General features: G+C 60.2%; 20 protein-coding genes. 9 read left to right on the top strand and 11 right to left on the bottom strand.

From position 1 onward, the window contains the following. The first annotated feature begins 71 nt into the window (after positions 1 to 71). The 4 genes from KGA83_RS10230 (at position 72) to KGA83_RS10215 (ending at position 5,139) form a co-directional block, all read left to right on the top strand. On the top strand, positions 72 to 2,555 hold the full coding sequence (locus KGA83_RS10230; protein WP_108214971.1) for a fimbria/pilus outer membrane usher protein: 2,484 nt from the start codon (positions 72 to 74) through the stop codon (positions 2,553 to 2,555). A 10-nt stretch (positions 2,556 to 2,565) separates the two neighbouring features. Further along, positions 2,566 to 3,708 carry a DUF1120 domain-containing protein gene (locus KGA83_RS10225; RefSeq protein ID WP_223529638.1) on the top strand — a complete coding sequence of 381 codons (1,143 nt, stop codon included), beginning with the start codon at positions 2,566 to 2,568 and terminating at the stop codon, positions 3,706 to 3,708. Between the two features lie 86 nt (positions 3,709 to 3,794). Beyond that, positions 3,795 to 4,409: a DUF1120 domain-containing protein gene (locus tag KGA83_RS10220; protein ID WP_223529636.1), complete on the top strand. Its 615-nt coding sequence runs from the start codon at positions 3,795 to 3,797 to the stop codon at positions 4,407 to 4,409. An 82-nt stretch (positions 4,410 to 4,491) separates the two neighbouring features. Continuing rightward, entirely contained in the window at positions 4,492 to 5,139 is a 648-nt protein-coding gene (locus KGA83_RS10215; protein ID WP_223529634.1) for a DUF1120 domain-containing protein, read from the top strand. Between the two features lie 13 nt (positions 5,140 to 5,152). Here KGA83_RS10215 and KGA83_RS10210 read toward each other — a convergent pair whose 3' ends face one another. The 6 genes from KGA83_RS10210 to KGA83_RS10185 form a co-directional block, all read right to left on the bottom strand. Further along, the gene (locus KGA83_RS10210) at positions 5,153 to 6,457 is read right to left on the bottom strand and encodes a CynX/NimT family MFS transporter (protein ID WP_223529632.1); all 1,305 of its coding nucleotides are present in this window, start codon (positions 6,455 to 6,457) and stop codon (positions 5,153 to 5,155) included. Next, on the bottom strand, positions 6,447 to 7,106 hold the full coding sequence (locus KGA83_RS10205) for a FadR/GntR family transcriptional regulator (protein WP_223529630.1): 660 nt from the start codon (positions 7,104 to 7,106) through the stop codon (positions 6,447 to 6,449). The genes KGA83_RS10210 and KGA83_RS10205 overlap by 11 nt, the downstream gene beginning before the upstream one ends. Before the next feature lie 247 nt (positions 7,107 to 7,353). Next, entirely contained in the window at positions 7,354 to 8,118 is a 765-nt protein-coding gene (locus KGA83_RS10200) for an amino acid ABC transporter ATP-binding protein (RefSeq protein WP_108214965.1), read from the bottom strand. A 28-nt stretch (positions 8,119 to 8,146) separates the two neighbouring features. Beyond that, a complete protein-coding gene (locus tag KGA83_RS10195; protein WP_218426834.1) occupies positions 8,147 to 9,244 on the bottom strand; it encodes an amino acid ABC transporter permease in 1,098 nt (365 codons plus the stop codon). A gap of 10 nt (positions 9,245 to 9,254) precedes the next feature. After that, positions 9,255 to 10,436: an amino acid ABC transporter permease gene (locus tag KGA83_RS10190; protein WP_108214963.1), complete on the bottom strand. Its 1,182-nt coding sequence runs from the start codon at positions 10,434 to 10,436 to the stop codon at positions 9,255 to 9,257. Between the two features lie 65 nt (positions 10,437 to 10,501). Then, a complete protein-coding gene (locus tag KGA83_RS10185; protein ID WP_108214962.1) occupies positions 10,502 to 11,533 on the bottom strand; it encodes an amino acid ABC transporter substrate-binding protein in 1,032 nt (343 codons plus the stop codon). A 468-nt stretch (positions 11,534 to 12,001) separates the two neighbouring features. Here KGA83_RS10185 and KGA83_RS10180 point away from each other — a divergent pair, with 468 nt between their 5' ends. The 5 genes from KGA83_RS10180 to KGA83_RS10160 all read left to right on the top strand — a co-directional run bounded on the left by KGA83_RS10180 (position 12,002) and on the right by KGA83_RS10160 (position 17,331). Continuing rightward, positions 12,002 to 12,658 carry an alpha/beta hydrolase gene (locus KGA83_RS10180; protein WP_108214961.1) on the top strand — a complete coding sequence of 219 codons (657 nt, stop codon included), beginning with the start codon at positions 12,002 to 12,004 and terminating at the stop codon, positions 12,656 to 12,658. Between the two features lie 98 nt (positions 12,659 to 12,756). Beyond that, a complete protein-coding gene (gene rhlB, locus KGA83_RS10175) occupies positions 12,757 to 14,247 on the top strand; it encodes an ATP-dependent RNA helicase RhlB (RefSeq protein ID WP_223529628.1) in 1,491 nt (496 codons plus the stop codon). A 138-nt stretch (positions 14,248 to 14,385) separates the two neighbouring features. Further along, a complete protein-coding gene (locus KGA83_RS10170) occupies positions 14,386 to 15,330 on the top strand; it encodes an ornithine cyclodeaminase family protein (RefSeq protein WP_223529626.1) in 945 nt (314 codons plus the stop codon). Positions 15,331 to 15,465: 135 nt separating this feature from the next. Continuing rightward, a complete protein-coding gene (locus tag KGA83_RS10165; RefSeq protein ID WP_223529624.1) occupies positions 15,466 to 16,593 on the top strand; it encodes an NAD(P)/FAD-dependent oxidoreductase in 1,128 nt (375 codons plus the stop codon). A gap of 96 nt (positions 16,594 to 16,689) precedes the next feature. Next, entirely contained in the window at positions 16,690 to 17,331 is a 642-nt protein-coding gene (locus KGA83_RS10160; RefSeq protein ID WP_108214957.1) for a transcriptional regulator, read from the top strand. A gap of 112 nt (positions 17,332 to 17,443) precedes the next feature. Here the strand turns inward: KGA83_RS10160 and KGA83_RS10155 are convergent, their stop codons facing one another. From KGA83_RS10155 to KGA83_RS10135, 5 genes are all read right to left on the bottom strand, one after another. Continuing rightward, complete coding sequence (locus KGA83_RS10155) at positions 17,444 to 18,220, bottom strand: ABC transporter substrate-binding protein (protein ID WP_108214956.1); 777 nt, start codon at positions 18,218 to 18,220, stop codon at positions 17,444 to 17,446. Between the two features lie 287 nt (positions 18,221 to 18,507). Then, the gene (gene moaE, locus KGA83_RS10150; protein WP_108214955.1) at positions 18,508 to 18,960 is read right to left on the bottom strand and encodes a molybdopterin synthase catalytic subunit MoaE; all 453 of its coding nucleotides are present in this window, start codon (positions 18,958 to 18,960) and stop codon (positions 18,508 to 18,510) included. Positions 18,961 to 18,963: 3 nt separating this feature from the next. Next, positions 18,964 to 19,206 (bottom strand): molybdopterin converting factor subunit 1, encoded by a 243-nt coding sequence (gene moaD, locus KGA83_RS10145; protein ID WP_108214954.1) that lies wholly within the window; start codon positions 19,204 to 19,206, stop codon positions 18,964 to 18,966. Beyond that, complete coding sequence (gene moaC / locus KGA83_RS10140; protein ID WP_007972660.1) at positions 19,203 to 19,676, bottom strand: cyclic pyranopterin monophosphate synthase MoaC; 474 nt, start codon at positions 19,674 to 19,676, stop codon at positions 19,203 to 19,205. Before moaC ends, moaD begins: the two co-directional genes overlap by 4 nt. A gap of 228 nt (positions 19,677 to 19,904) precedes the next feature. Further along, complete coding sequence (locus KGA83_RS10135; protein WP_108214952.1) at positions 19,905 to 21,299, bottom strand: PhoH family protein; 1,395 nt, start codon at positions 21,297 to 21,299, stop codon at positions 19,905 to 19,907. Positions 21,300 to 21,504: the final 205 nt, after the last annotated feature.

Here is a 21,504-nt window from a genome sequence, read left to right as displayed (position 1 = left end):
GCCGTCACCACATGCGTGACGGACGCCGTAGCGGATCAAGCCGGCGCCCAGGCATAACCCAAGTGAGCCTCATGAACACCGTATTGAAATACCGTGATGGCGAAGCCATGCCTGCGATTCGGCAGGCCAGCATGCCCCCACATCTGTCGCGAGTCAGGACCGGCATGGTGTTGCTGCTAAGCAACGTGCTGATAGGGCTTCAAGCCAGTGCCGAAGACCTCAATGATGCTTCGTTGCTGACTTCGTTCGACCAGAAAATGCTGAGTCAACGCGGTATCGACCCCAGTCTCGCTACCCTGCTGCTGGCTGCTCCAAGCTTCACCGCTGGCCGACATCCGATCACCCTTACGGTCAATGGCCTGCGCCGTGGCCGGGTAGACGTCACGTTCAACCAGGAAGGCGCTCCGTGCTTTGACCGTGCCCTGCTCGATGCGGCAAACCTGACCGTGCCACCCACCCCGGCCAACGACAAAGGTTGTTTCGATGTACTCGCCACCTGGCCGCAAGCCCGAATCGAACAGGACCCGGCCAACCTCGGCTTGTCATTGATCGTGCCCACCCAGGCGATACGTCCGGCGGTCCGGGATATCTCTGGTTATCAAACCGGCGGTATCGCCGGGTTGTTCAACTACGACGTCAACAGCCTCCACAGCCAATACGGCAATCAATCGAACCGTTACCTCTCGGCCAATACCGAAGTCGGGTTCAATGCCGGCGACTGGATTGTGCGCAGTCGTCAGGTGCAGACCTGGCAGAACGATGTGTCCAGCACCACTCACCTGGCGGCCTATGCCCAGCGCACCTTTGCCAGCCATGAGACGGTGTTTCAAATGGGTCAGGTCAATCTCTACAACCCGGTACTGGCTGGCGCGCAGATCACTGGCGTCCAGGTGATGACCGAGCAGGCGCTTCAGGTCGAAGGCCAAAGCAATCCCATCGAAGGGATTGCTCGCAGCCAGGCTCAGGTCGAAATTCGCCAGAACGGTTCGCTGATCCACTCGACAGTGGTGCCGGCCGGGCCGTTTTCCCTGAGTAACGTGCGTCGGCTCGACAGTCGCTCCGATGTTGAAGTCACCGTCCAGGAAGTGGATGGCAGCGAGCAGCGCTTCACGGTCCCCGTCGCCATGCTAGGCGTTGGCCTGCCGGCTCCCGGCTTTTCGTTGGCCGCAGGCCAGGTACGCAGTCTCGGCGCGACACAGAGCGGCGACCCATGGGTGATCAGCGGCGGCTGGAGCGGAGCACTCAACCCGTATGCCCTGCTCAGCGCCGGCGCCACGGGGACCGCCGACTACCGTGCAGCGGGCGCAGGTCTTGGCCTGCTGACGGGGCCCGGCACACAGATCCAGACCACCCTGCAAGCGGCCGACACCAGCACCCGCCAAGCCGACAGAGGGCTTCAGGCCGACCTGAATGTTTCGCAACGCCTGGGTGAGCAGTGGTCGATCACTGCCGGAGCTTCGCACCGGACCTTCGGTTATCGCGAGCTGTCGGAGGCCGTGTTCGATACCCAGTCCGAGCGCAGCCAGTCGCGTTACCGTGATCGGCAAAGCCTGTCGCTGGCCTGGTCGACTCCCGGGCTTGGCGCCTTCAGCAGCGGCTTCAGTCGTTCAACGGCATTCGACGGACAAAGCAGCAACCGCGCCCTGGCATCCTGGGGTACACAGGTCGGCGGCGTGTCGGTGTCAGCCACGGCGCAATGGCAAGTCAGCGGCACCCAACGCAGTGACGACAGCGTTTACCTGAGTTTCAGTATTCCGCTGGGTGAAAATCGTCGGGCGCGCACTTGGGTACGCAGTTCCGCAGGCGAATACCGCAGCGGTGTCGGCTTGAACGAACAGGTCAACGACCAGTTGAGTTACCGGGTCGGCGTCGAGCACGACACCCGCGACAAACAAGTGCAGTCCTCAGCGGGCGTCTCCCTGCTGCCGCGCTACAGCCAATTGGACTTGAGCTACACCCGCTCCGATGCCGAACGCTCCAGTTACCAGATTGGCGCGCGTGGCGGCGCGGTGCTGCACGGCGACGGTTTGACGTTATCGCCATATGCCGTGCGGGACACCTTCGCGCTGCTTTCGGTAGGCGATACGAGCGCCATCAAAGTCTCGACCCCCAGTGGTCCGGTCTGGACCGATTGGCAAGGTCACGCCGTGGTCCCTCAAGTGAGCGCCTATGGTCGCAGCCCGGTAGAAGTCGACACCCGCTCGCTGCCACGCAACCTCGACATCAACAACGGACTGGCCATGGTTTCCGCAGGGCGCGGTGCCGTCGACAAGGTTGCATTCGGTGTCACGCTGACCCGCCGAGCCTTGCTCAAAGTCACCACCGACAACGGCACCCCCCTGCCCCGTGGCGCGACGGTCAGCACCGCAAACGGCGAGTTCGTCACGCTCGCTCAAGAAGGGGGGTTGGTGTTTCTGCCCAACGCCCTGGACACCCCTGACCTGTGGATAACCGCACCGGGGCTGGAGCGCTGCGAACTGCGTTTCGAACTGCCGGCCAAGGCCAATACCCAGGTGTATTACGAGACCGCCGCCGCCCAGTGCCGGACTCTTTAAGGATGATCCCATGAAGCTGCCCCACCCTTTGCTGTTAACACTCGGCACGCTGATGTTAAGCACACTGACGCCACAGGCCCGGGCGCTCGCCGATGAATGCCAGCTCACCCTGAGTCAGTCGGTGCTCGATTACGGCTTGATGAATCGGGCGATCCGCGCCAATGCCCCCGGAGAGCGAAACCTGGGCGAGCGCCGCCTGAGCCTGAACCTGAACTGCGCACAACCCACCGACATGACCCTGTTCTACCGCGCCATGGCGGCGACCGCCGAGCGCTTTCGCTTTGCCGAACACGGCAGCTATGCGGTGCGCATGAGTGACGCGGTGCTCGATGGGCAACCGGTGGACCTGGGCCTGATTTCCGCCGTCGGCCAGGTACCCGAAGCAGCCGCATCGAGTGTGCTTTGGCGACCGCAGCAAGCGATCGTTCCGGTTCGCGGTGGAGTGGCAATACAAGGGCAAAGTCTGTCGGCGCAACTGGAACTGACAGCCTGGGCGCAGGAAAAAGCGTCGCAGGTACGTGACGCCGTTGTCTGGGAAACCACCGGCCTGTTCGATGCGGTCGCCACCGGACGCTCAAGGGAGATAACCCTGCGCGCCAGTTTCGCACCCGCCGCGTGCAACGTGGAACTGTCCAATGGCGGTCTGGTGGATTTCGGCCGGTTATCAAAAAACGACCTGAACCCTGACAGGAACACCCGATTGCCACCGAAGGATTTAACCCTGCGGGTCGGTTGCGATGCTCCGACACAATTTGCCCTGGTCATGCATGACAACCGCTCAGGCACGGCGACGGTCAACAGCGAGATTTACTACGGACTGGGTCTGGATAACCGCAGCAACAAGATCGGCCTGTACTCCTTGAATGTCGATCCGGCCAACGCCAGCGCGGACAGCTTTGCCCGCGTGTATCGAACCGACTCCACCACCCAGGGCGTGGCCTGGAGCACTTCCAGTTCGAACCCCATACCGATCGCCCGGAAAAGCTACCTGGGCTTTACCGACAGCGCCGCCAGTACCGCGGGGCCGGCCTCGATCCAGAACCTCACAACCACGGTGACGGTCGATGCCGTCATTGCCCCCACCGCCAGTCTGGACCTGAGCACCGCCGTTCACCTCGACGGCTCAGCGACGATCGAATTGCTTTACCCGTAACACCCATCCTGCCTTGTTGGACCCCAGGTGCAATCACGCGCTCCGGGCCATTCAAGGTCAACAACAGTAGCAAGGAAGTTTCACCCATGAAAAAGTACTTCGCAGCACTCACCACAATGGCACTGATCAGCGCCGCGCCTTTTGCACTCGCAGCGTCGAGCACTGACCTGACGGTTACAGGCCTCATCACGCCAGTCGCTTGCACGCCGACCTTCACCGGTGGCGGTGTCATTGATCTCGGCAAGATCTCGTCAGGAGACCTTAATGAAACCAGCAATACGCTGGTTGGGACACATCCAATTCAACTGGTCGTAACCTGTGATGCTTCAGCCAAGTTCGCACTGAATCCAATTGACAATAAAGCCAGCACATCAATTGGTGACTGGTTTGGCCTTGGTTTGACCGATGCCAGTGAACAATTGGGCCAATTTGTTCCCAAAGTCATAGAAATTTCAGACGGGACAAGCACTCTGGACGCAATCAAATCAGACGATGGCGGATCAACCTGGGTGAAAGCAACCGATGCTCAAGCGGGATATCTCCTGTCCTTTACCACTGCTGGCGGCACCGCACCGATTGATGCAACAGATGTCACCTTTGAATTTGAGGTCGACACCTACATCGCCCGCGCCGACTCGCTGACCCTGACCGACGAAGTCAAAATAGATGGCTCCGCGACGTTCGAAGTGAAATACCTCTAAGGACCAAGACGCTGAACCGTTCGCTGCCTGAATGAACGGGCGGTTCAGCACCTGTACCTTCTTCTCGAAAAGGAATTTATCGATGAAGTGTATCCTTACAGCCCTGACCGCAGCGCTGTTGCTGAGCACGACTTGCGCCCTGGCCGCCTCTACCGCCGATATGACTGTCAACGGCATCATCACTCCGGTCGCCTGCACCCCGATTTTTTCCAATAACGGTCTTGTCGACTACGGAAAAATCTCCCGGCAGGACCTGAACGTAGACAAAAGGACGCAACTGCGTGACCAATTCCTTGACCTCAACATCAGTTGCAACGCTGCGGCCCGTTTCGCATTGATCATGCGAGACAACCGGGAAGGCTCGGCCATCGTCAACAGTGAGATCTATTACGGTCTGAATTTCGACCGCAGCGACAACAGGATTGGTCTTTATTCGTTGCACTTCGATCCCGCCAGAACCGTAGTGGACGCTTGGCCTGAGGTCTATCGAACCGACTCCACCACTGGAGGGCGGGCGTGGAGTACATCCAGGTCCAGCCCCATACCGATTGGCGCCCAAAGCTATCTGGGCTTCACCGATGTGGCCGGCAGCACCGCAGGCCCTGTCGCGATTCAGAACCTGAGCAGTCGGGTCACGATCGTCACGGTCATAGCCCCCACCTCAACACTGGACCTGAGTGACGATGCAACACTCGACGGCTCCGCGACCCTGGAGGTTCTCTATCTATAGGTGTGCATCGCGATTACATTTTCTCACTGCTGACCTGCACATACAGCGCCCGCCCGGCACCGAGCCCGGCGATGATCGCACCCAGGCCAATGACGCCAAAAATCCAGCCCACGGCCGTCCAGCCGCCGGTCCAGTCATGCACGATACCGACCGCGAACGGCCCCATGGACGCCAGGGTGTAACCGAAGCCCTGGGCCATGCTCGACAGGTTCGCCGCCACATGGGAGTCCCGCGAGCGCAGCACAATCAGGGTCAACGCCAGGCTGAACGTGGCGCCCTGCCCCAACCCGAGTACGATCGCCCAGCCCCACAAGCCATCGATCGGTGCATACAGGCAACCGAACAGACCGCCGAGCGTCAGCACCATCACAATCACGATCGCCAGGCGCTGATCCTTGCCGCGAGTCGCCAGCCATGGCGCGGCGAGGGAGCTGACCAGTTGAACGATCACCGAACCCGACAGCACCAGCCCGGCCTGGGTCGGGGTCAGGCCGCGCCCGATCAGAATCGACGGCAACCAGCCGAACACGATGTAGGCCAGGGACGATTGCAGGCCCATGTACAAGGTCACCTGCCAGGCCAGCGGGTCACGCAATAGTCCCCGAACGCGGTAGGCAACATGGTGCGCTCCGTGTTTCTGGCCGACTTGCGGCAACCAGAACAGTGCCGCCGCAAATGCCGGAATGACCCAGAAGCCGAGACCCAGCGCCCAGCTTTTGTCGAAATGCTCGCTCAGCGGCACCGTCGCACCCGCCGCCATCGCCGCGCCCAGGCACAGGGCCATGGTGTAGACGCCGGTCATAGTCCCGGCCTGATTCGGGAAGTCACGCTTGACGATGCCCGGCAGCAACACACCGATCACGCCGATGCTGGCACCGCCGAGCACGCTGCCGGCAAAAAGACCGATCTCACCGAACGAGCTGCGCAGAATGATCCCGCCCGCCAGCGTCAGCAGAATCCCCAATACCACCCGCTCGGCGCCGAAGCGTCGGGCCAACACCGGTGCAAGTGGCGCGAACAACCCCAGGCAAAGCACCGGCAGCGTTGTCAGCAGACCGGCCTGGGAGGCTGTAAGGCCAAGGGATTTCGACACCTCACTGAGCATCGGCGCCATGCTCGACAGCGCCGGGCGCAGGTTCAGCGCCACAAGTATCAGACCCATCAGCAACAGCCATGGCCGGCGCAAAACCGGGTGAGTTTGCTGGACCTGTTCGTCATCCGCCTCGGCGTCGATCAGCAGCTCTTCCAGCTCTGCCGAGCGTTTGGCGACTGTGGATAAATCACTGCGGTGCATGGACTTTTCGGTTTCAAGGTTCATTGATCAACTGCCTCGACAGGGCTTTGGCCCGTTCCGGGTCGCGTTGTTCGACGGCATCGAGCAATTCGATGTGCAGGTCGAACACTTCCTGGCGGCGCGGGACGATGCTCAGGGTCTGGCGCAACTGCGCGCCGACGATGCTGGAGAAATAGCGGTACAACTCGCTGAGGGTCGGGTTATGCGCGGCGTCCACCAAGCGGCGGTGAAACACCAGATCGCAGGCGATGTAGGTGTCGAGATCACCGTGGTAGTGGCTGCCGCTGACACCCAGCGCCTCGCGCAATGCCACCAGGTCTTCATCGGTTCGGCGCATGGCTGCCAGGCCGACAGCCTCGACTTCAAGGATGTGCCGGGTTTCCCGGGCCTGCTCAAGGGAGCAACGGGACAGCGCCTTCAAGGTATCGAGCGGATCGATCACCGCGCGCAGGTAACTGCCGTCGCCCTGACGGATTTCGATCAACCCGGAAAACGCCAACACGCGCATGGCTTCGCGCACGGTATTGCGGCTGATGCCCAGTTCGGCCGACAACTCAGGCTCGGTGGGCAACCGCTGGCCCACGACCCAAACGCCTTGGTTGATGCGCAGGCGCAGTTGGCCCAGGGCCTGATCGACCAGGGATCGTTTCACTATTGGGGATATTTCAGACATTGAATTCGCCCTCTCATCCAATCATAGGATGAATTTTCTGACATGGTAGTCAGCTTCATCCGAGAGAGCAAGGCGATCCCTGTAGGAGCGAGCCTGCTCGCGATGGGCGTGAACGATGGCGCGTTCTATCTGGACACTGCGTTGCCGTCACATTCATCGCGAGCAGGCTCGCTCCTACAGGGTCCCAAATTCCAGGCAAAAATAAACCCGGAACTCAGTCCGGGTTTATTTCAGTGCCTGGGTTCGATCAATGCAGGATCTGGCTCAGGAACAGCTTGGTGCGATCATTCTGCGGGTTATCGAAGAAGTCGTTCGGCGCCGCCTGCTCGACGATTTCACCCTTGTCCATGAAGATCACGCGGTTGGCCACGGTGCGGGCGAAGCCCATTTCGTGGGTTACGCAGAGCATGGTCATGCCGTCTTCGGCCAGGCCGATCATGGTGTCGAGTACTTCCTTCACCATCTCCGGGTCGAGCGCCGAAGTCGGTTCGTCGAACAGCATGATTTTCGGTTTCATGCACAGCGCGCGGGCAATCGCCACACGCTGCTGCTGACCGCCGGACAGTTGCCCCGGGAATTTATGCGCCTGTTCCGGAATGCGTACGCGTTCCAGGTAGTGCATGGCAATTTCCTCGGCCTTGCGCTTGGGCATCTTGCGCACCCACATCGGCGCCAGGGTGCAGTTCTGCAAAATGGTCAGGTGCGGGAACAGGTTGAAGTGCTGGAACACCATGCCGACTTCACGGCGAATCGCCTCGATCTGCTTGAGGTCGTTGGTCAGCTCTACGCCATCGACCACGATGCGGCCCTGCTGGTGCTCTTCCAGTCGGTTGAGACAGCGGATGGTGGTGGACTTGCCGGAACCCGACGGCCCGCACAGCACGATACGCTCGCCCTGCTTGACGTTGAGGTTGATGTCTTTGAGCACGTGGAACTGGCCGTACCACTTGTTCACGCCCTGCATCTGAATAATGCCTTCAGGGCTCACAGGCTTTTTGATTGCTTCGCTCATTGGAGAACTTCCTAAATTAGGTAGCGACTTAGCGCTTGTGGCCTGTGTCGAGCTTGCGTTCCAGATGCATGGAATAGCGCGACATACCAAAACAGAAAATCCAGAACACCAGGGCGGCGAACACATAGCCTTCGGTGGCCATGCCCAGCCATTTCGGATCGGCAGCGGCTTGCTTGACGCTGTTGAGCAGGTCGAACAGGCCGATGATGATCACCAGGCTAGTGTCCTTGAACAGCGCAATGAAGGTGTTGACGATGCCGGGGATCACCAGCTTCAGGGCTTGCGGCAGAATCACCAGGCCCATGCTGCGCCAGTAGCCCAGGCCCATCGCGGCAGCGGCTTCGTACTGACCTTTTGGAATCGCCTGCAGACCACCGCGCACCACCTCGGCCACGTAGGCCGACTGGAACAGGATCACGCCGATCAGCGCCCGCAGCAGCTTGTCGAAGTTCATGCCTTCGGGCAGGAACAACGGCAGCATCACCGAGGACATGAACAGCACCGTGATCAACGGCACGCCGCGCCAGAACTCGATGAAGGTCACGCAGACCACGCGAATCGCCGGCATGTTCGAACGACGGCCCAGGGCCAGGACAATCCCCAGCGGCAGCGCACCGGCGATGCCGACGGTGGCGATCACCAGGGTCAGCATCAGGCCGCCCCATTGACTGGTCGCCACGCTGGTCAGGCCAAAAATGCCGCCATTCAGCAGGAAGTAGGCAAAGATCGGGTACAGCACCAGGAAGCCCAGCCCGTACACCGCTTTATGATGAAAGCGCGAGATGAACAACGGCGCCACGCCGACGATCGCCAGCCACACCGTCAGGTCCACGCGCCAGCGCAGTTCAGGCGGGTAGTAGCCGTACATGAACTGGCCGAAACGCTGCTGGATGAACACCCAGCAGGCGCCTTCCTTGGTGCAGTCGGCGCGGGTCGTACCCACCCAGTTGGCGTCGAGAATGGCCCAGCTCAGGATCGGCGGAATCACCAGGTAAATCAGATAAAACGCAAACAGGGTCAGCAGGGTGTTGAGCCAGCTGGAGAACATGTTCGCGCGCATCCACGCCACCACGCCTATGCTGCGGCCCGGTGGAGGCATGTCGGGTTTGAAAGTATGAGTGCTCATGCGCTTTTCCTTACCGCTCGATCAGCGCAATGCGCTTGTTGTACCAGTTCATCAGCAGGGAAATGCTGATACTGATCGCCAGGTACACGCTCATGGTGATCGCAATCACCTCGATCGCCTGCCCGGTCTGGTTCAGCACCGTACCGGCAAACAGCGAGACCATTTCCGGATAACCGATACCGGCTGCCAGCGAAGAGTTCTTCGCCAGGTTCAGGTATTGGCTGGTCAGCGGTGGAATGATCACGCGCAGGGCTTGCGGGATGATCACCTTGCGCAGGGTCGGACCGTTACGCAGCCCCAGCGAGTGCGCCGCTTCGGTCTGGCCATGGCTGACCGACTTGATGCCCGAGCGCACGATCTCGGCGATAAACGCCGCGGTGTACACGGTCAGGGCCAGGGTCAGCGCCAGCAGTTCCGGGATCAGCACCCAGCCACCGACGAAGTTGAAACCTTGCAACTTCGGCATTTCCCAATGCAATGGTGCGCCGAAAATCAGTGCACACAGCGCAGGGATGACCAGGAACATCGCCAGGCCCACCCAGAACTTGTGGAACGGCACACCGGTGGCTTCGAAGCGCTTGGTCGCCCAGCGGCTCATCAGCACGATGGCGACGATTGCCACCACGACGCTGGCTACAAACGGCCAGAATCCATCCGCCATCAGAGCGGCGGGCATGTTCAGGCCGCGGGCGCTGACGAAGAAGGTGTCGCCGAAGTTATGGCTGTTGCGCGGCCCCGGCATGGTCAGGAATACCGCGAAATACCAGAACAGGATTTGCAGCAGTGGCGGAATATTGCGGAAGACTTCCACATACACCGTCGCTACCTTGCTGATGATCCAGTTCTTCGACAGCCGTGACACGCCGACGATGAACCCGAGGATCGTCGCCAGGATCACGCCGATGAAGGTCACCAGCAAGGTGTTGAGCAGGCCGATGACAAACACTCGGGCATAGGTGTCCGATTCGGTGTAGTCGATCAGGTGTTGAGCGATGCCGAAACCGGCACTGCGCTCCAGAAAGTCGAAACCGGAGGTAATGCCCCGGTGCTGAAGGTTGGTCTGCGTGTTATCGAACAGATACCAGCCCATCGAGACCACCGCGACAATGGTGATGATCTGGAATAGCCAAGCACGCACGCGTGGATCGCTGAGGCTGAGCCTTTGCTTTGGTGCGCCGATTGAATTTTGCATGAAGTGCCCCGCAAATAATGGAACAGAACATCACCCGGTGGTTGGCCCACCGGGTGATAGAACCATCAGCGCACTGGTGGTGCGTATTGAATGCCGCCAGCGTTCCACAGAGCGTTCAGCCCGCGGTCGATTTCCAGCGGAGTGCTCTTGCCGAGGTTTTTCTCGAACACTTCGCCGTAGTTACCCACTTGCTTGACGATCTGCACGACCCAGTCTTTCTTCACTTTCAGGTCTTTGCCGTATTCACCGTCGGTACCCAACAGACGGGCAACGTCCGGGTTCTTGGTGCCCTTGGCTTCGGCTTCGACGTTCTTCGAAGTGATGCCGGCTTCTTCAGCGTTGAGCATGGCGAAGCCAGTCCAACGCACGATGGCCAGCCACTCGTCGTCGCCATTACGCACGACCGGGCCCAGAGGTTCCTTGGAAATGGTTTCCGGCAGAACCACGTAGTCCTTCGGCGAGGCCAGCTTGCTGCGCTGGGCGAACAGCTGGGATTTGTCGGAGGTCAGTACGTCGCAACGACCGGATTCCAGCGACTTGGCGCTTTCGTCGGAGGTGTCGAAGGTGATTGGGGTGTACTTCAGGCCGTTGCCGCGGAAGTAGTCGGAGACGTTCAGTTCGGTGGTGGTACCGGCCTGGATGCAGATGGTTGCACCGTCCAGTTCCTTGGCGCTCTTGACGCCCAGCTTGTTGTTTACCAGGAAGCCGATGCCGTCGTAGTAGGTGATGAAGCCTGGGAATTTCAGGCCCATGCCGGCGTCACGGGAGCTGGTCATGGTGGTGTTGCGCGACAGGATGTCGATTTCGCCGGATTGCAGCGCGGTGAAGCGCTCCTTGGCGTTCAACTGGCTGAACTTGACCTTGGTCGCGTCGCCGAAGACCGCCGCCGCTACTGCGCGGCAGTAGTCAGCATCGATACCCACGATCTTGCCGGTGGAATCCGGAACCGAGAAGCCTGGCAGGCCATCGCTGACGCCACACTGCACGAAACCCTTCTTCATCACTGCATCCAGGGTTGCACCCGCCTGGGCAAACCCGCTGACACCGAGCACCGCGGCTGCAGTCACGATAGCCAGGGTGGATTTCAACATCTTCATTCAAACCTCCAGTTTTGCTCTTGTTGTGTCGGAGCGTGAGTCCTGTCGCACCCTTTTGAGGCGTAGTCGACCCGTGTTGGTTTTTTTTGGGGTCAACCGACGTAAGACGTTAGCTATGTGTCTAGTAGGAGAAAATCCACATCATGGAAAACTCACTCTCACCAGTCGGCCGAACGGGGCTGTAGCCCTTTCACGTTCGCGAAGCCCCGTAGCGGCCCTTGGCGAACATCCATCACCGGATTCATTGCTATCCCACAGTCGGCAGTACACTGATAGTGTTACCGCCGGGCGCGAGATGTGTTGCACCGCTTCTCCATAGCAAAGCCCGTACCACACCGCCCGCGGAAGCGCTTCAGCTGCAGGTCAATAGCAAAACTTGTACCCTTGCGACATCTTCTTAACGGATCAACCTGACGCGCACTTGGATCACGCACTTAATGAGCGCGCACGCACAACATTGGAGCAGCCATGACCAACCCCTTGATTCTTGAACCCGTCAAGACCGCAGACGCCTGCGTCATCTGGCTGCATGGCCTGGGCGCCGACCGCTATGACTTCCTGCCGGTGGCCGAAGCGCTACAGGAAAGCCTGCTGAGCACCCGCTTCGTTTTGCCCCAGGCACCGAGCCGCGCCGTGACCATCAATGGCGGTTACGAGATGCCGAGCTGGTACGACATATTGGCCATGAGCCCGGCGCGCGCGATCAATCGCGAACAACTTGAAGAGTCCGCCAACTGGATCATCGAATTGATTGAGGCGCAGCGAGCCTGCGGAATAGACGCCTCGCGGATTTTCCTGGCAGGTTTTTCCCAGGGCGGTGCCGTGGTGTTCCACACCGCGTTTCTAAAGTGGCAGGGACCACTGGGTGGCATCGTTGCCCTTTCTACTTATGCACCGACCTTCGGCGATGAACTGGAGTTGTCCGCCAGCCAGCAGCGCATTCCGGTGCTGACGATGCACGGCCAGTATGACGACGTGGTGCAAAACTCGATGGGACGCAGCGCCTACGAGCATTTGAAGCTGCGTGGTGTCACCGTGACATGGCAGGAATACCCAATGGGTCACGAAGTGTTACCCGAAGAAATTCGCGACATCGGCACCTGGCTCGCCGAGCGCTTGCGCTGAGCGTTCCGGATTAAAAGCGCCCTTTGATCCATCCCCCTACGCCGCGCCCGGTTCTTGCATTACACTGGCCGGCGTACATTCCTTAACCAATTGATGAGATGACCGTGCTCAAAGCACTCAAGAAAATGTTCGGTAAAAGCGAGACTGAGCAACTCGCGCCAGTTCCCAACGCTGCGTCTCACGCTCCCGGCCACCGCACCGACGGTAATCAGTCTGAACGGGCCGCCCCCACCGCGGCACCCAAGCATGAGCCGAAGACCGCACAAACTGCCCAGCCTGCGGCGATAACCCCCCCGGAAGAACCACGCAGCGAAACGCCGAAACCCGCCAAACCGCGCCGTGAACCCAAGCCGAAGGCGCCGGTCATCCCATGGAAACTCGAAGACTTCGTCGTCGAACCCCAGGAAGGCAAAACCCGCTTCCACGATTTCAAACTCGCCCCTGAGCTGATGCACGCCATCCAGGACCTGGGCTTCCCGTATTGCACGCCGATCCAGGCCCAGGTGCTGGGCTTCACCCTCGCGGGCAAAGACGCCATCGGCCGCGCCCAGACCGGTACCGGCAAAACCGCTGCGTTCCTGATCTCGATCATCACCCAGCTGCTGCAAACCCCGCCGCCGAAAGAGCGCTACATGGGTGAGCCGCGGGCACTGATCATCGCACCGACCCGCGAACTGGTAGTGCAGATCGCCAAGGACGCCGCCGACCTGACCAAGTACACCGGCCTCAACGTCATGACCTTCGTCGGCGGCATGGACTTCGACAAGCAACTCAAGCACCTCGAAGCCCGCCACTGCGACATCCTCGTGGCCACACCGGGCCGTCTGCTGGACTTCAACCAGCGCGGCGACGTGCATCTGGACATGGTCGAAGTGATGGTACTGGACGAAGCCGACCGCATGCTCGACATGGGCTTCATCCCGCAAGTGCGCCAGATCATTCGCCAGACGCCACCGAAGTCCGAGCGTCAGACGCTGCTGTTCTCCGCGACCTTCACCGAAGACGTGATGAACCTGGCCAAGCAATGGACCACCGACCCGTCGATCGTCGAGATCGAAGCGCAGAACGTGGCCAGCGAAAACGTCGAGCAGCACATCTACGCGGTGGCCGGTGCCGACAAATACAAACTGCTCTACAACCTGGTCAACGACAATGGTTGGGAGCGGGTGATCGTGTTCGCCAACCGCAAGGATGAAGTGCGACGCATCGAAGAACGCCTGGTGCGCGACGGCATCAACGCCGCGCAACTGTCCGGCGACGTGCCGCAGCACAAGCGCATCAAGACCCTGGAAGGTTTCCGCGAAGGCAAGATCCGCGTACTGGTGGCCACCGACGTGGCCGGCCGCGGCATCCACATCGACGGCATCAGCCACGTGATCAACTTCACCCTTCCGGAAGTGCCGGACGACTACGTGCACCGCATCGGCCGGACCGGTCGTGCTGGCGCCGACGGTGTATCCATCAGCTTTGCCGGTGAAGACGACTCCTACCAGCTACCGTCCATCGAAGAACTGCTGGGACGCAAGATCAGCTGTGAAACGCCACCGACGCATCTGTTGCGGGCAGTTGAGCGCAAGCGTCCTCATTAAGCAACGCTGAAAAGACAAGCGCAGCCGGAAACGGACTGCGCTTTTTTTTCGCCCGGCTTTTTTTCAACAGGAGCTTGCTGTAGATATCTAAAAGTCCATAATAGACAAATTAGTTTACTTCCAGCTCCGGAGCAGGCCATGTCCAGTACGCCCCAAGTGATCCCCCAAGCCCAGGCTCGCGAGCTACTGGCGCAGGTCGATGTACCGCAGATCCTGCGCAAACTGTTCCGCGACCTGGCCGCCGGGCAAGCAGTGCAACCGGCGCAGCAGCTGGTGGAATTTCCCCAGGGCGCCGGCGACTTCATCAATTACCTGGGCGTGTTGGCCGAAGACGGCGTGTACGGGATCAAGACTTCGCCGTACATCGTCCGTGAACAGGGGCCATTGGTGACGGCATGGACACTGCTGATGTCGATGCAAACCGGCCAGCCGCTGTTGCTGTGCGATGCGGGCGAACTGACCACGGCCCGCACCGCCGCGACCACCGCCGTGGCGGTCGACGCCCTCGCGCCGCTCACAGCCAGGCGCCTGGCCATCATCGGCAGCGGCAAAGTGGCCCAGGCGCACCTGCATTACGTGAAAGGCCTGCGCGACTGGCAGAGCATCAGCCTGTATTCGCCGAGCCTGAGCAAAGATGCCGAAACCGTGAGCCTGCTGAAAAACATCGAGCCACGCCTGAACATCGTCGACAGTCGCGAAGCTGCTGTCCAGGACGCCGACGTGATCATGCTCTGCACCTCGTCCGCTGGCCCTGTGATCGACCCGTCTCACTTACGCAAACCGGCGCTGATCACCTCCATCAGTACCAACGCGCCACGCGCCCACGAAGTGCCGCCGCAGAGCCTCAATGACATGCAGGTGTTCTGTGACTATCGCCTGACCACCCCGGGCTCGGCCGGTGAAATGCTGATCGCCGCCGAACGGCACGGCTGGGACAAGGGCGCGATTGTCGGCGACCTGCCCGATCTGCTAAGCGAGAAAGTACAGCGCCCCGGCTACGACCGACATGTGTTCTTCCGCTCGATTGGCCTGGGCCTGGAAGATATTGCGCTGGCCAATGCGATCTATCGCCTGCAGCACTAACCCCCCCCCTGTAGGAGCGAGCTTGCTCGCGATGGTGTGTCAGTCGACACAGTGGTGCCTGATCCACCATCGCGAGCAAGCTCGCTCTTACAAGGGTACCGAACCATTGGCATCGCGCGTTATCAGGAGACGTTCATGAGCCAGGCAGATTTCATCATCATCGGCGGCGGGATTGCCGGCGCTTCCACCGGTTTCTGGCTGTCGCAGCACGGCCGCGTGATCGTGCTCGAACGCGAATCCCATCCGGCCTATCACTCCACCGGCCGGTCGGCTGCGCTGTACACCGCAGCCTACGGCACCCCGCAAGTTCGCGCATTGACTCTGGCCAGCCGGGACTTTTTCGACAACCCGCCCAGCGGTTTCTGCGAACACCCGCTGCTGACCCCGCGTGGCGAAATGACCGTGGACTTCACCGGTGACCCGGACGAGCTGAACAGGCAATACCAGAGCGCAAAAACCACGGTGCCAGAGATGCAATTGCTCGGCATCGACGAGGCCTGCGCGTTGGTGCCGATCCTGCGTCGGGAAAAGGTCCACGGCGCCATCTACGACCCGACTGCCAGCGACATCGACACCGATGCCCTGCACCAGGGCTATTTGCGCGGTATCCGCCGCAACCAGGGCGAAGTGCATACCGACAGCGAAGTCGTCAGCCTGAGCCGCGACGGCCAAGGTACATGGCATGTCCAGACCGGCAGCCAGACGTTCAGCGCGCCGATCATCATCAACGCCGCCGGCGCGTGGGCCGACAAGATCGGCGAACTGGCCGGCGCCAAGCCGCTGGGCCTGCAACCCAAACGCCGTGCCGCGTTCATCTTCGCCGGCCCCGAAGGCGTGGACATCCACCATTGGCCGATGCTGGTCAGCCTCGACGAATCCTTCTACATGAAACCCGACGCCGGGATGTTCCTCGGCTCGCCGGCCAACGCCGACCCGGTCGAACCCCACGACGTACAGCCCGAAGAGCTGGACATTGCCATGGGCATCTACCAGATCGAAGAGGCCACGACCCTGACCATTCGCCGCCCGACCCGCACCTGGGCCGGCCTGCGCAGCTTCGTCAGCGACGGCGACTTGCTGTCCGGTTTCGATCCACAAGTGCCGGGGCTGTTCTGGGTCGCGGCACAGGGCGGTTATGGCATCCAGACCTCGCCTGCCATGGGCCTGGCCAGCGCAGCACTGGTGCGCGGTGCAGCGTTGCCCGAGTCACTTGGCCGTTTCGGCCTGAATTCCGAAATGCTCTCCCCTGCCCGCCTCGGCTGATCCTGATCCTGATCCTCAGGTGACGCGCCCACACGATTACGGCACACTTTCAGAGCCCCTTTGATGGGGCGCTGACGCTGCCTGGAGTTCCACTGTATGAACGCCCCCGAAAAAGACTCGGTCCCGAACACTGCGTCGCTGGATAACTTCCGGGCGATCGCCGATGCCATCGCCACACTGTTCTTTCCCCACGCCGAAGTGGTGCTGCACGACCTGCGTACGCAAAAGGTCGACTACATCGCCAACAACCTGTCCAAACGGGAAATCGGCGACGACTCGGCGCTGGAAGACATGCTCAGCGACGATGTCAGCGAACGAAACATCGGGCCGTACGAAAAGCTCAACTGGGATGGTCAGAAGATTCGCAGCCTCAGCACGGTGCTACGCGACAGCGAGGGTCATCCGCTGGCGGTGCTGTGCATCAACCTGAACATTTCGTTGTTCGAAAATGCCAAGGCCGCTTTGGACCTGTTCCTGTCGCCGACCAAGCTGATCCCGCAACCGGATTCACTGTTCCGCGATGACTGGCAGGAACGGATCAACACTTTCCTCCACGCCTGGCTGCGCGAACGCCAGCTGAGCCTGAATCTGCTGACCCGCGACCACAAGCGTGAACTGGTGCTGGCGTTGCACGCCGAAGGCGCGTTCAAGGGCAAAAGTGCGTCGAACTACGTGGCCAATGTGCTGAACATGGGCCGGGCGACGGTGTACAAGCATTTGAAGGAATTGAAGGGCTAGGCCCTGAGATTTGTATTGTTTGATCTGGCCTCATCGCGAGCAGGCTCGCTCCTACAATGGATCGGCGTACACCGTACCCTGTAGGAGCGAGCCTGCTCGCGATGGCGGACCATCAGTCGCCGTAGATATCCGACTTGAAATACTTGTCCGAAATCTTCTGGTACTCACCATTGGCACGAATACCATCGATAGCCGTGTTCAGCTCGCTGACCAGTTCGGTATTGCCCTTGCGCACGGCAATCCCGGCACCCTCGCCCACATATTTCGGATCTTTCAGCTCCGGCCCGACAAAGGCGTAACCCTTGCCACGGGGCATCGACAGGAAATCATTGAGCGGAATAGTGTCGGCAAAAATCGCGTCGAGGCGACCGGCGGCCAGGTCCATGTAGATTTCTTCGTTGTTGCTGTAGCGCTTGACGTTGATGCCCTTGGGCTCGAACACCTCGGTGGCGTAACGGTCGGTGGTGGTGGCGCGCTGCACGCCGACGGTCTTGCCCTTGAGGCTGGCGTACTGGTCATCCACCACCGCGCCATCCTTCATCACCAGGCGTGACGAGGTGAAATAGTACTTGTGGGTGAAGTCCACCGACTTCTTGCGGTCTTCATTGATGGTCATGGACGACAGCGCCATGTCGATTTTCTTCACCTTCAGGGAAGGAATCAGACCGTCGAACTCACCTTCCACCCACACACACTTGGCCTTCATCTGTGCGCACAGGGCATTGCCGATGTCATAGTCGAAACCGACGATTTCGCCTTTGTCGGTTTTCGAGGCGAACGGCGGGTAAGCGGCTTCAATGCCAATGCGCAGGGTTTTCTCGGCGGCGAATACAGAACTGCACGCCAACAGGCTCAAGGCCAGACCGGTGATGAGGGGGAACTTCTTCATGTTCGTTTTCTCGCGGTTGTTGTTGGTTTGGCAAGACAGAAGAAAAAGCTGAAACGGGTGGAAATCTTTTTTGTACTTATAATTCCATACTGGACTTTTATGTATAAATCGTCAATGAGGCAAATGCAGCCCGTTCCGGCCGGTGGTCGGGTGGTGGTTCATCAAGAATTTTGCTGATGCAGATGACGCCATCGCGAGCAGGCTCGCTCCTACATTTGAACTGTGAACACAGATCTACTGTAGGAGCGAGCCTGCTCGCGATAGCTTAATCAGAGACGCCGCAGAAACTACTGTTTCCAGCGATCCGCCGCCGCATGATCACTGTCACGCCCCTCGACCCAGCGCGGCCCGTCGCTGGTGTTTTCTTTCTTCCAGAACGGCGCACGGGTTTTCAGGTAATCCATGACAAAGGCGCAGGCGTCGAATGCCGCCTGACGATGGGCGCTGGCCGCGCCGACGAAGACAATCGGCTCGCCCGGTTCCAGGGTGCCGACGCGGTGCAGCACTTCCAGCTTGAGCAGCGGCCAGCGCTGCTCGGCCTCGGTGGCGATCTTGCCGAGGGCTTTTTCGGTCATGCCGGGATAATGCTCGAGGAACATCCCGGCCACATCGAGGCCGTCGTTGAAGTCGCGCACATAGCCGACAAAACTCACCACCGCCCCCACGCCGACGTTGGCGTCGTGCATGGCGTTGACCTCGGCACCCGGGTCGAACGGCGTGGACTGCAAGCGAATGGCCATGGTTCAGCCTCCGGTCACAGTCGGGAAGAACGCCACTTCATCGCCCTCGCTGACCGGCTCGTCGAGCTGGCAGAGGTCTTCGTTGCGGGCGCACATCAGGTTTTGCTCGCTCAACACCTCGGCACCGTCACGCTGGGCCAACAGTGCGCGGATATCGTCAACGGTGGCGAAATCGCCTTGAACCTTCACCGAGTCCACACCCAGCGCTTCACGATAACGAGCGAAAAACTTCACGGTAACGTTCATGGCTGCTCCGCCTGGAAATGACCACTCTTGCCACCGACCTTCTCCAGCAGACGCACGCTTTCGATGGTCATGCCGCGGTCCACGGCCTTGCACATGTCGTAGATGGTCAGCGCGGCGACACTGGCAGCGGTCAACGCCTCCATCTCGACGCCAGTCTGCCCGGACAGCTTGCAGCGCGCCACGATGCGCACCGAATCGTCGCCTTCGGCACTGAGCTCGACCTTGACGCCGGTCAGCATCAGCGGATGGCACAGGGGAATCAGATCGCTGGTTTTCTTCGCTGCCTGAATGCCGGCAATGCGCGCCACGGCAAACACATCACCCTTGGGGTGGCCGCCACTGACGATCATCTGCAGGGTTTCGGGCAGCATGCGCACCAGCGCTTGGGCGGTCGCCTCACGGAACGTCACGGCTTTTTCAGTGACGTCGACCATGTTGGCGCGACCTTGGGAATCGAGATGAGTCAGCACGGGATTACTCCTGATCAGGAGCGTCGATTGTAAACCTGCAGGTCAAATTTCCGCACGCACGATTGTCGGCTTGCCGCAGTCCCTGTAGGAGCGAGCTTGCTCGCGATGGTGTGTCAGTCTACGCAGCGTTGCCTGATCCACCTTCGCGAGCAAGCTCGCTCCTACAGAGAATTTGTGTCGGGCATAAAAAACCGGGCGGCTGTAGGGCCGCCCGGTTCCGATGGACAGTTACAAATGCGATTCGGCGTATTCGGCCAGGATCGAGCGTGGTACCCCTTGCAGGGTGATGTGCACCCCGTTCGGGAAGTCCTTGAAGCGTTCAGTGAGGTAGGTCAGCCCGGAGCTGGTCGCGGACAGGTAAGGGGTGTCGATCTGCGCCAGGTTGCCCAGGCACACCACTTTGGAACCGGCGCCGGCACGGGTGATGATGGTTTTCATCTGGTGCGGCGTAAGGTTCTGGCATTCGTCGATCAAAATCAGGCTCTGTTGGAAGCTGCGGCCCCGGATGTAGTTGAGGGATTTGAACTGCAACGGCACTTTGCTGAGGATGTAGTCGACGCTGCCATGGGTGCTTTCGTCATCCATGTGCAAGGCTTCGAGGTTGTCGGTGATGGCGCCCAGCCACGGCTCCATTTTTTCCGCCTCGGTGCCGGGCAGAAAGCCGATTTCCTGGTCCAGGCCCTGCACGCTGCGGGTGGCGATGATGCGGCGATAACGTTTGCTGACCATGGTCTGCTCGATCGCAGCGGCCAGCGCCAGGATGGTTTTACCCGAACCCGCGGCACCCGACAGGTTGACCAGGTGGATGTCCGGATCGAGCAAGGCGTACAGCGCCAGGCTCTGATAGATATCACGCGGTTTCAGGCCCCAGGCCTCCTGGTGCAGCAGCGGTTCCTGGTGCAGGTCGAGGATCAGCAGGCGGTCCTCTTCGATCTCCTTGATCCAGCCGACAAAGCCCTGTTCATCAATGATGAATTCATTGATGTGCACCGCCGGCAAGTTGTCGATCAACTGCACCTGATGCCAGGTGCGGCCGTGGTCCTGACGGGTTTCGACCTTGCTCACGCGGTCCCAGAAAGAGCCGGTCATGTTGTGGTAGCCGTTGGGCAGCAAGGACACGTCGTCGACCAGTTGGTCGGTGCTGTAGTCCTCGGCCTCGATCCCGCAGGCGCGCGCCTTGAGGCGCATGTTGATGTCTTTGGTGACCAGCACCACGGGCTTTTTCGGGTCGCGCGCGTGCAGGTCGATCAGTTGGTTGATGATTTTGTTGTCGTTCAGGTGCTCGGGCAGAATCAGATTCGGCTCGGCATTCCTGATCATCAGAATTGACAGCAAACCCTTGGGTCCGCTTTTGCCACGCTGGATCGGCACACCCTGCTCGACGTCCTCGGGTGAGGCATCGCCCAGGGTCTTGTCGATCAGGCGGATGGCCTGGCGGCATTCGGCGGCAACGCTGTGATGCCCGCTCTTGAGCTTGTCGAGCTCTTCAAGCACGGTCATCGGGATCGCGACGTGGTGTTCTTCGAAGTTGAGCAGCGCGTTTGGATCGTGAATCAATACGTTGGTATCGAGTACATAAAGGATTGGCTGGTTGGAAGAAGAGCTACGTCCGTGATCATCCATACTCGGTCACCTTTGTGGGAGCCATTCGACGCAATACCTTGACGGTGCTGCGCCTCGAAGTGACTGCCGAATACACCTGCGGGGACTCAAGTGTTCTGCATACATGCGGGGTCTTGGAAGACGCCACCTGTGTTGCAGGTTTCGGCGGTCTGTCTTCGTAATACTCCAAAACGTATGACAGAAAAAAGTACTTTGACGCTTTTTT

Source organism: Pseudomonas sp. GL-R-19, from assembly GCF_019956375.1.
Taxonomy (GTDB): Bacteria; Pseudomonadota; Gammaproteobacteria; order Pseudomonadales; family Pseudomonadaceae; genus Aquipseudomonas.
This window is presented reverse-complemented; position numbering and strand designations above follow the sequence as displayed.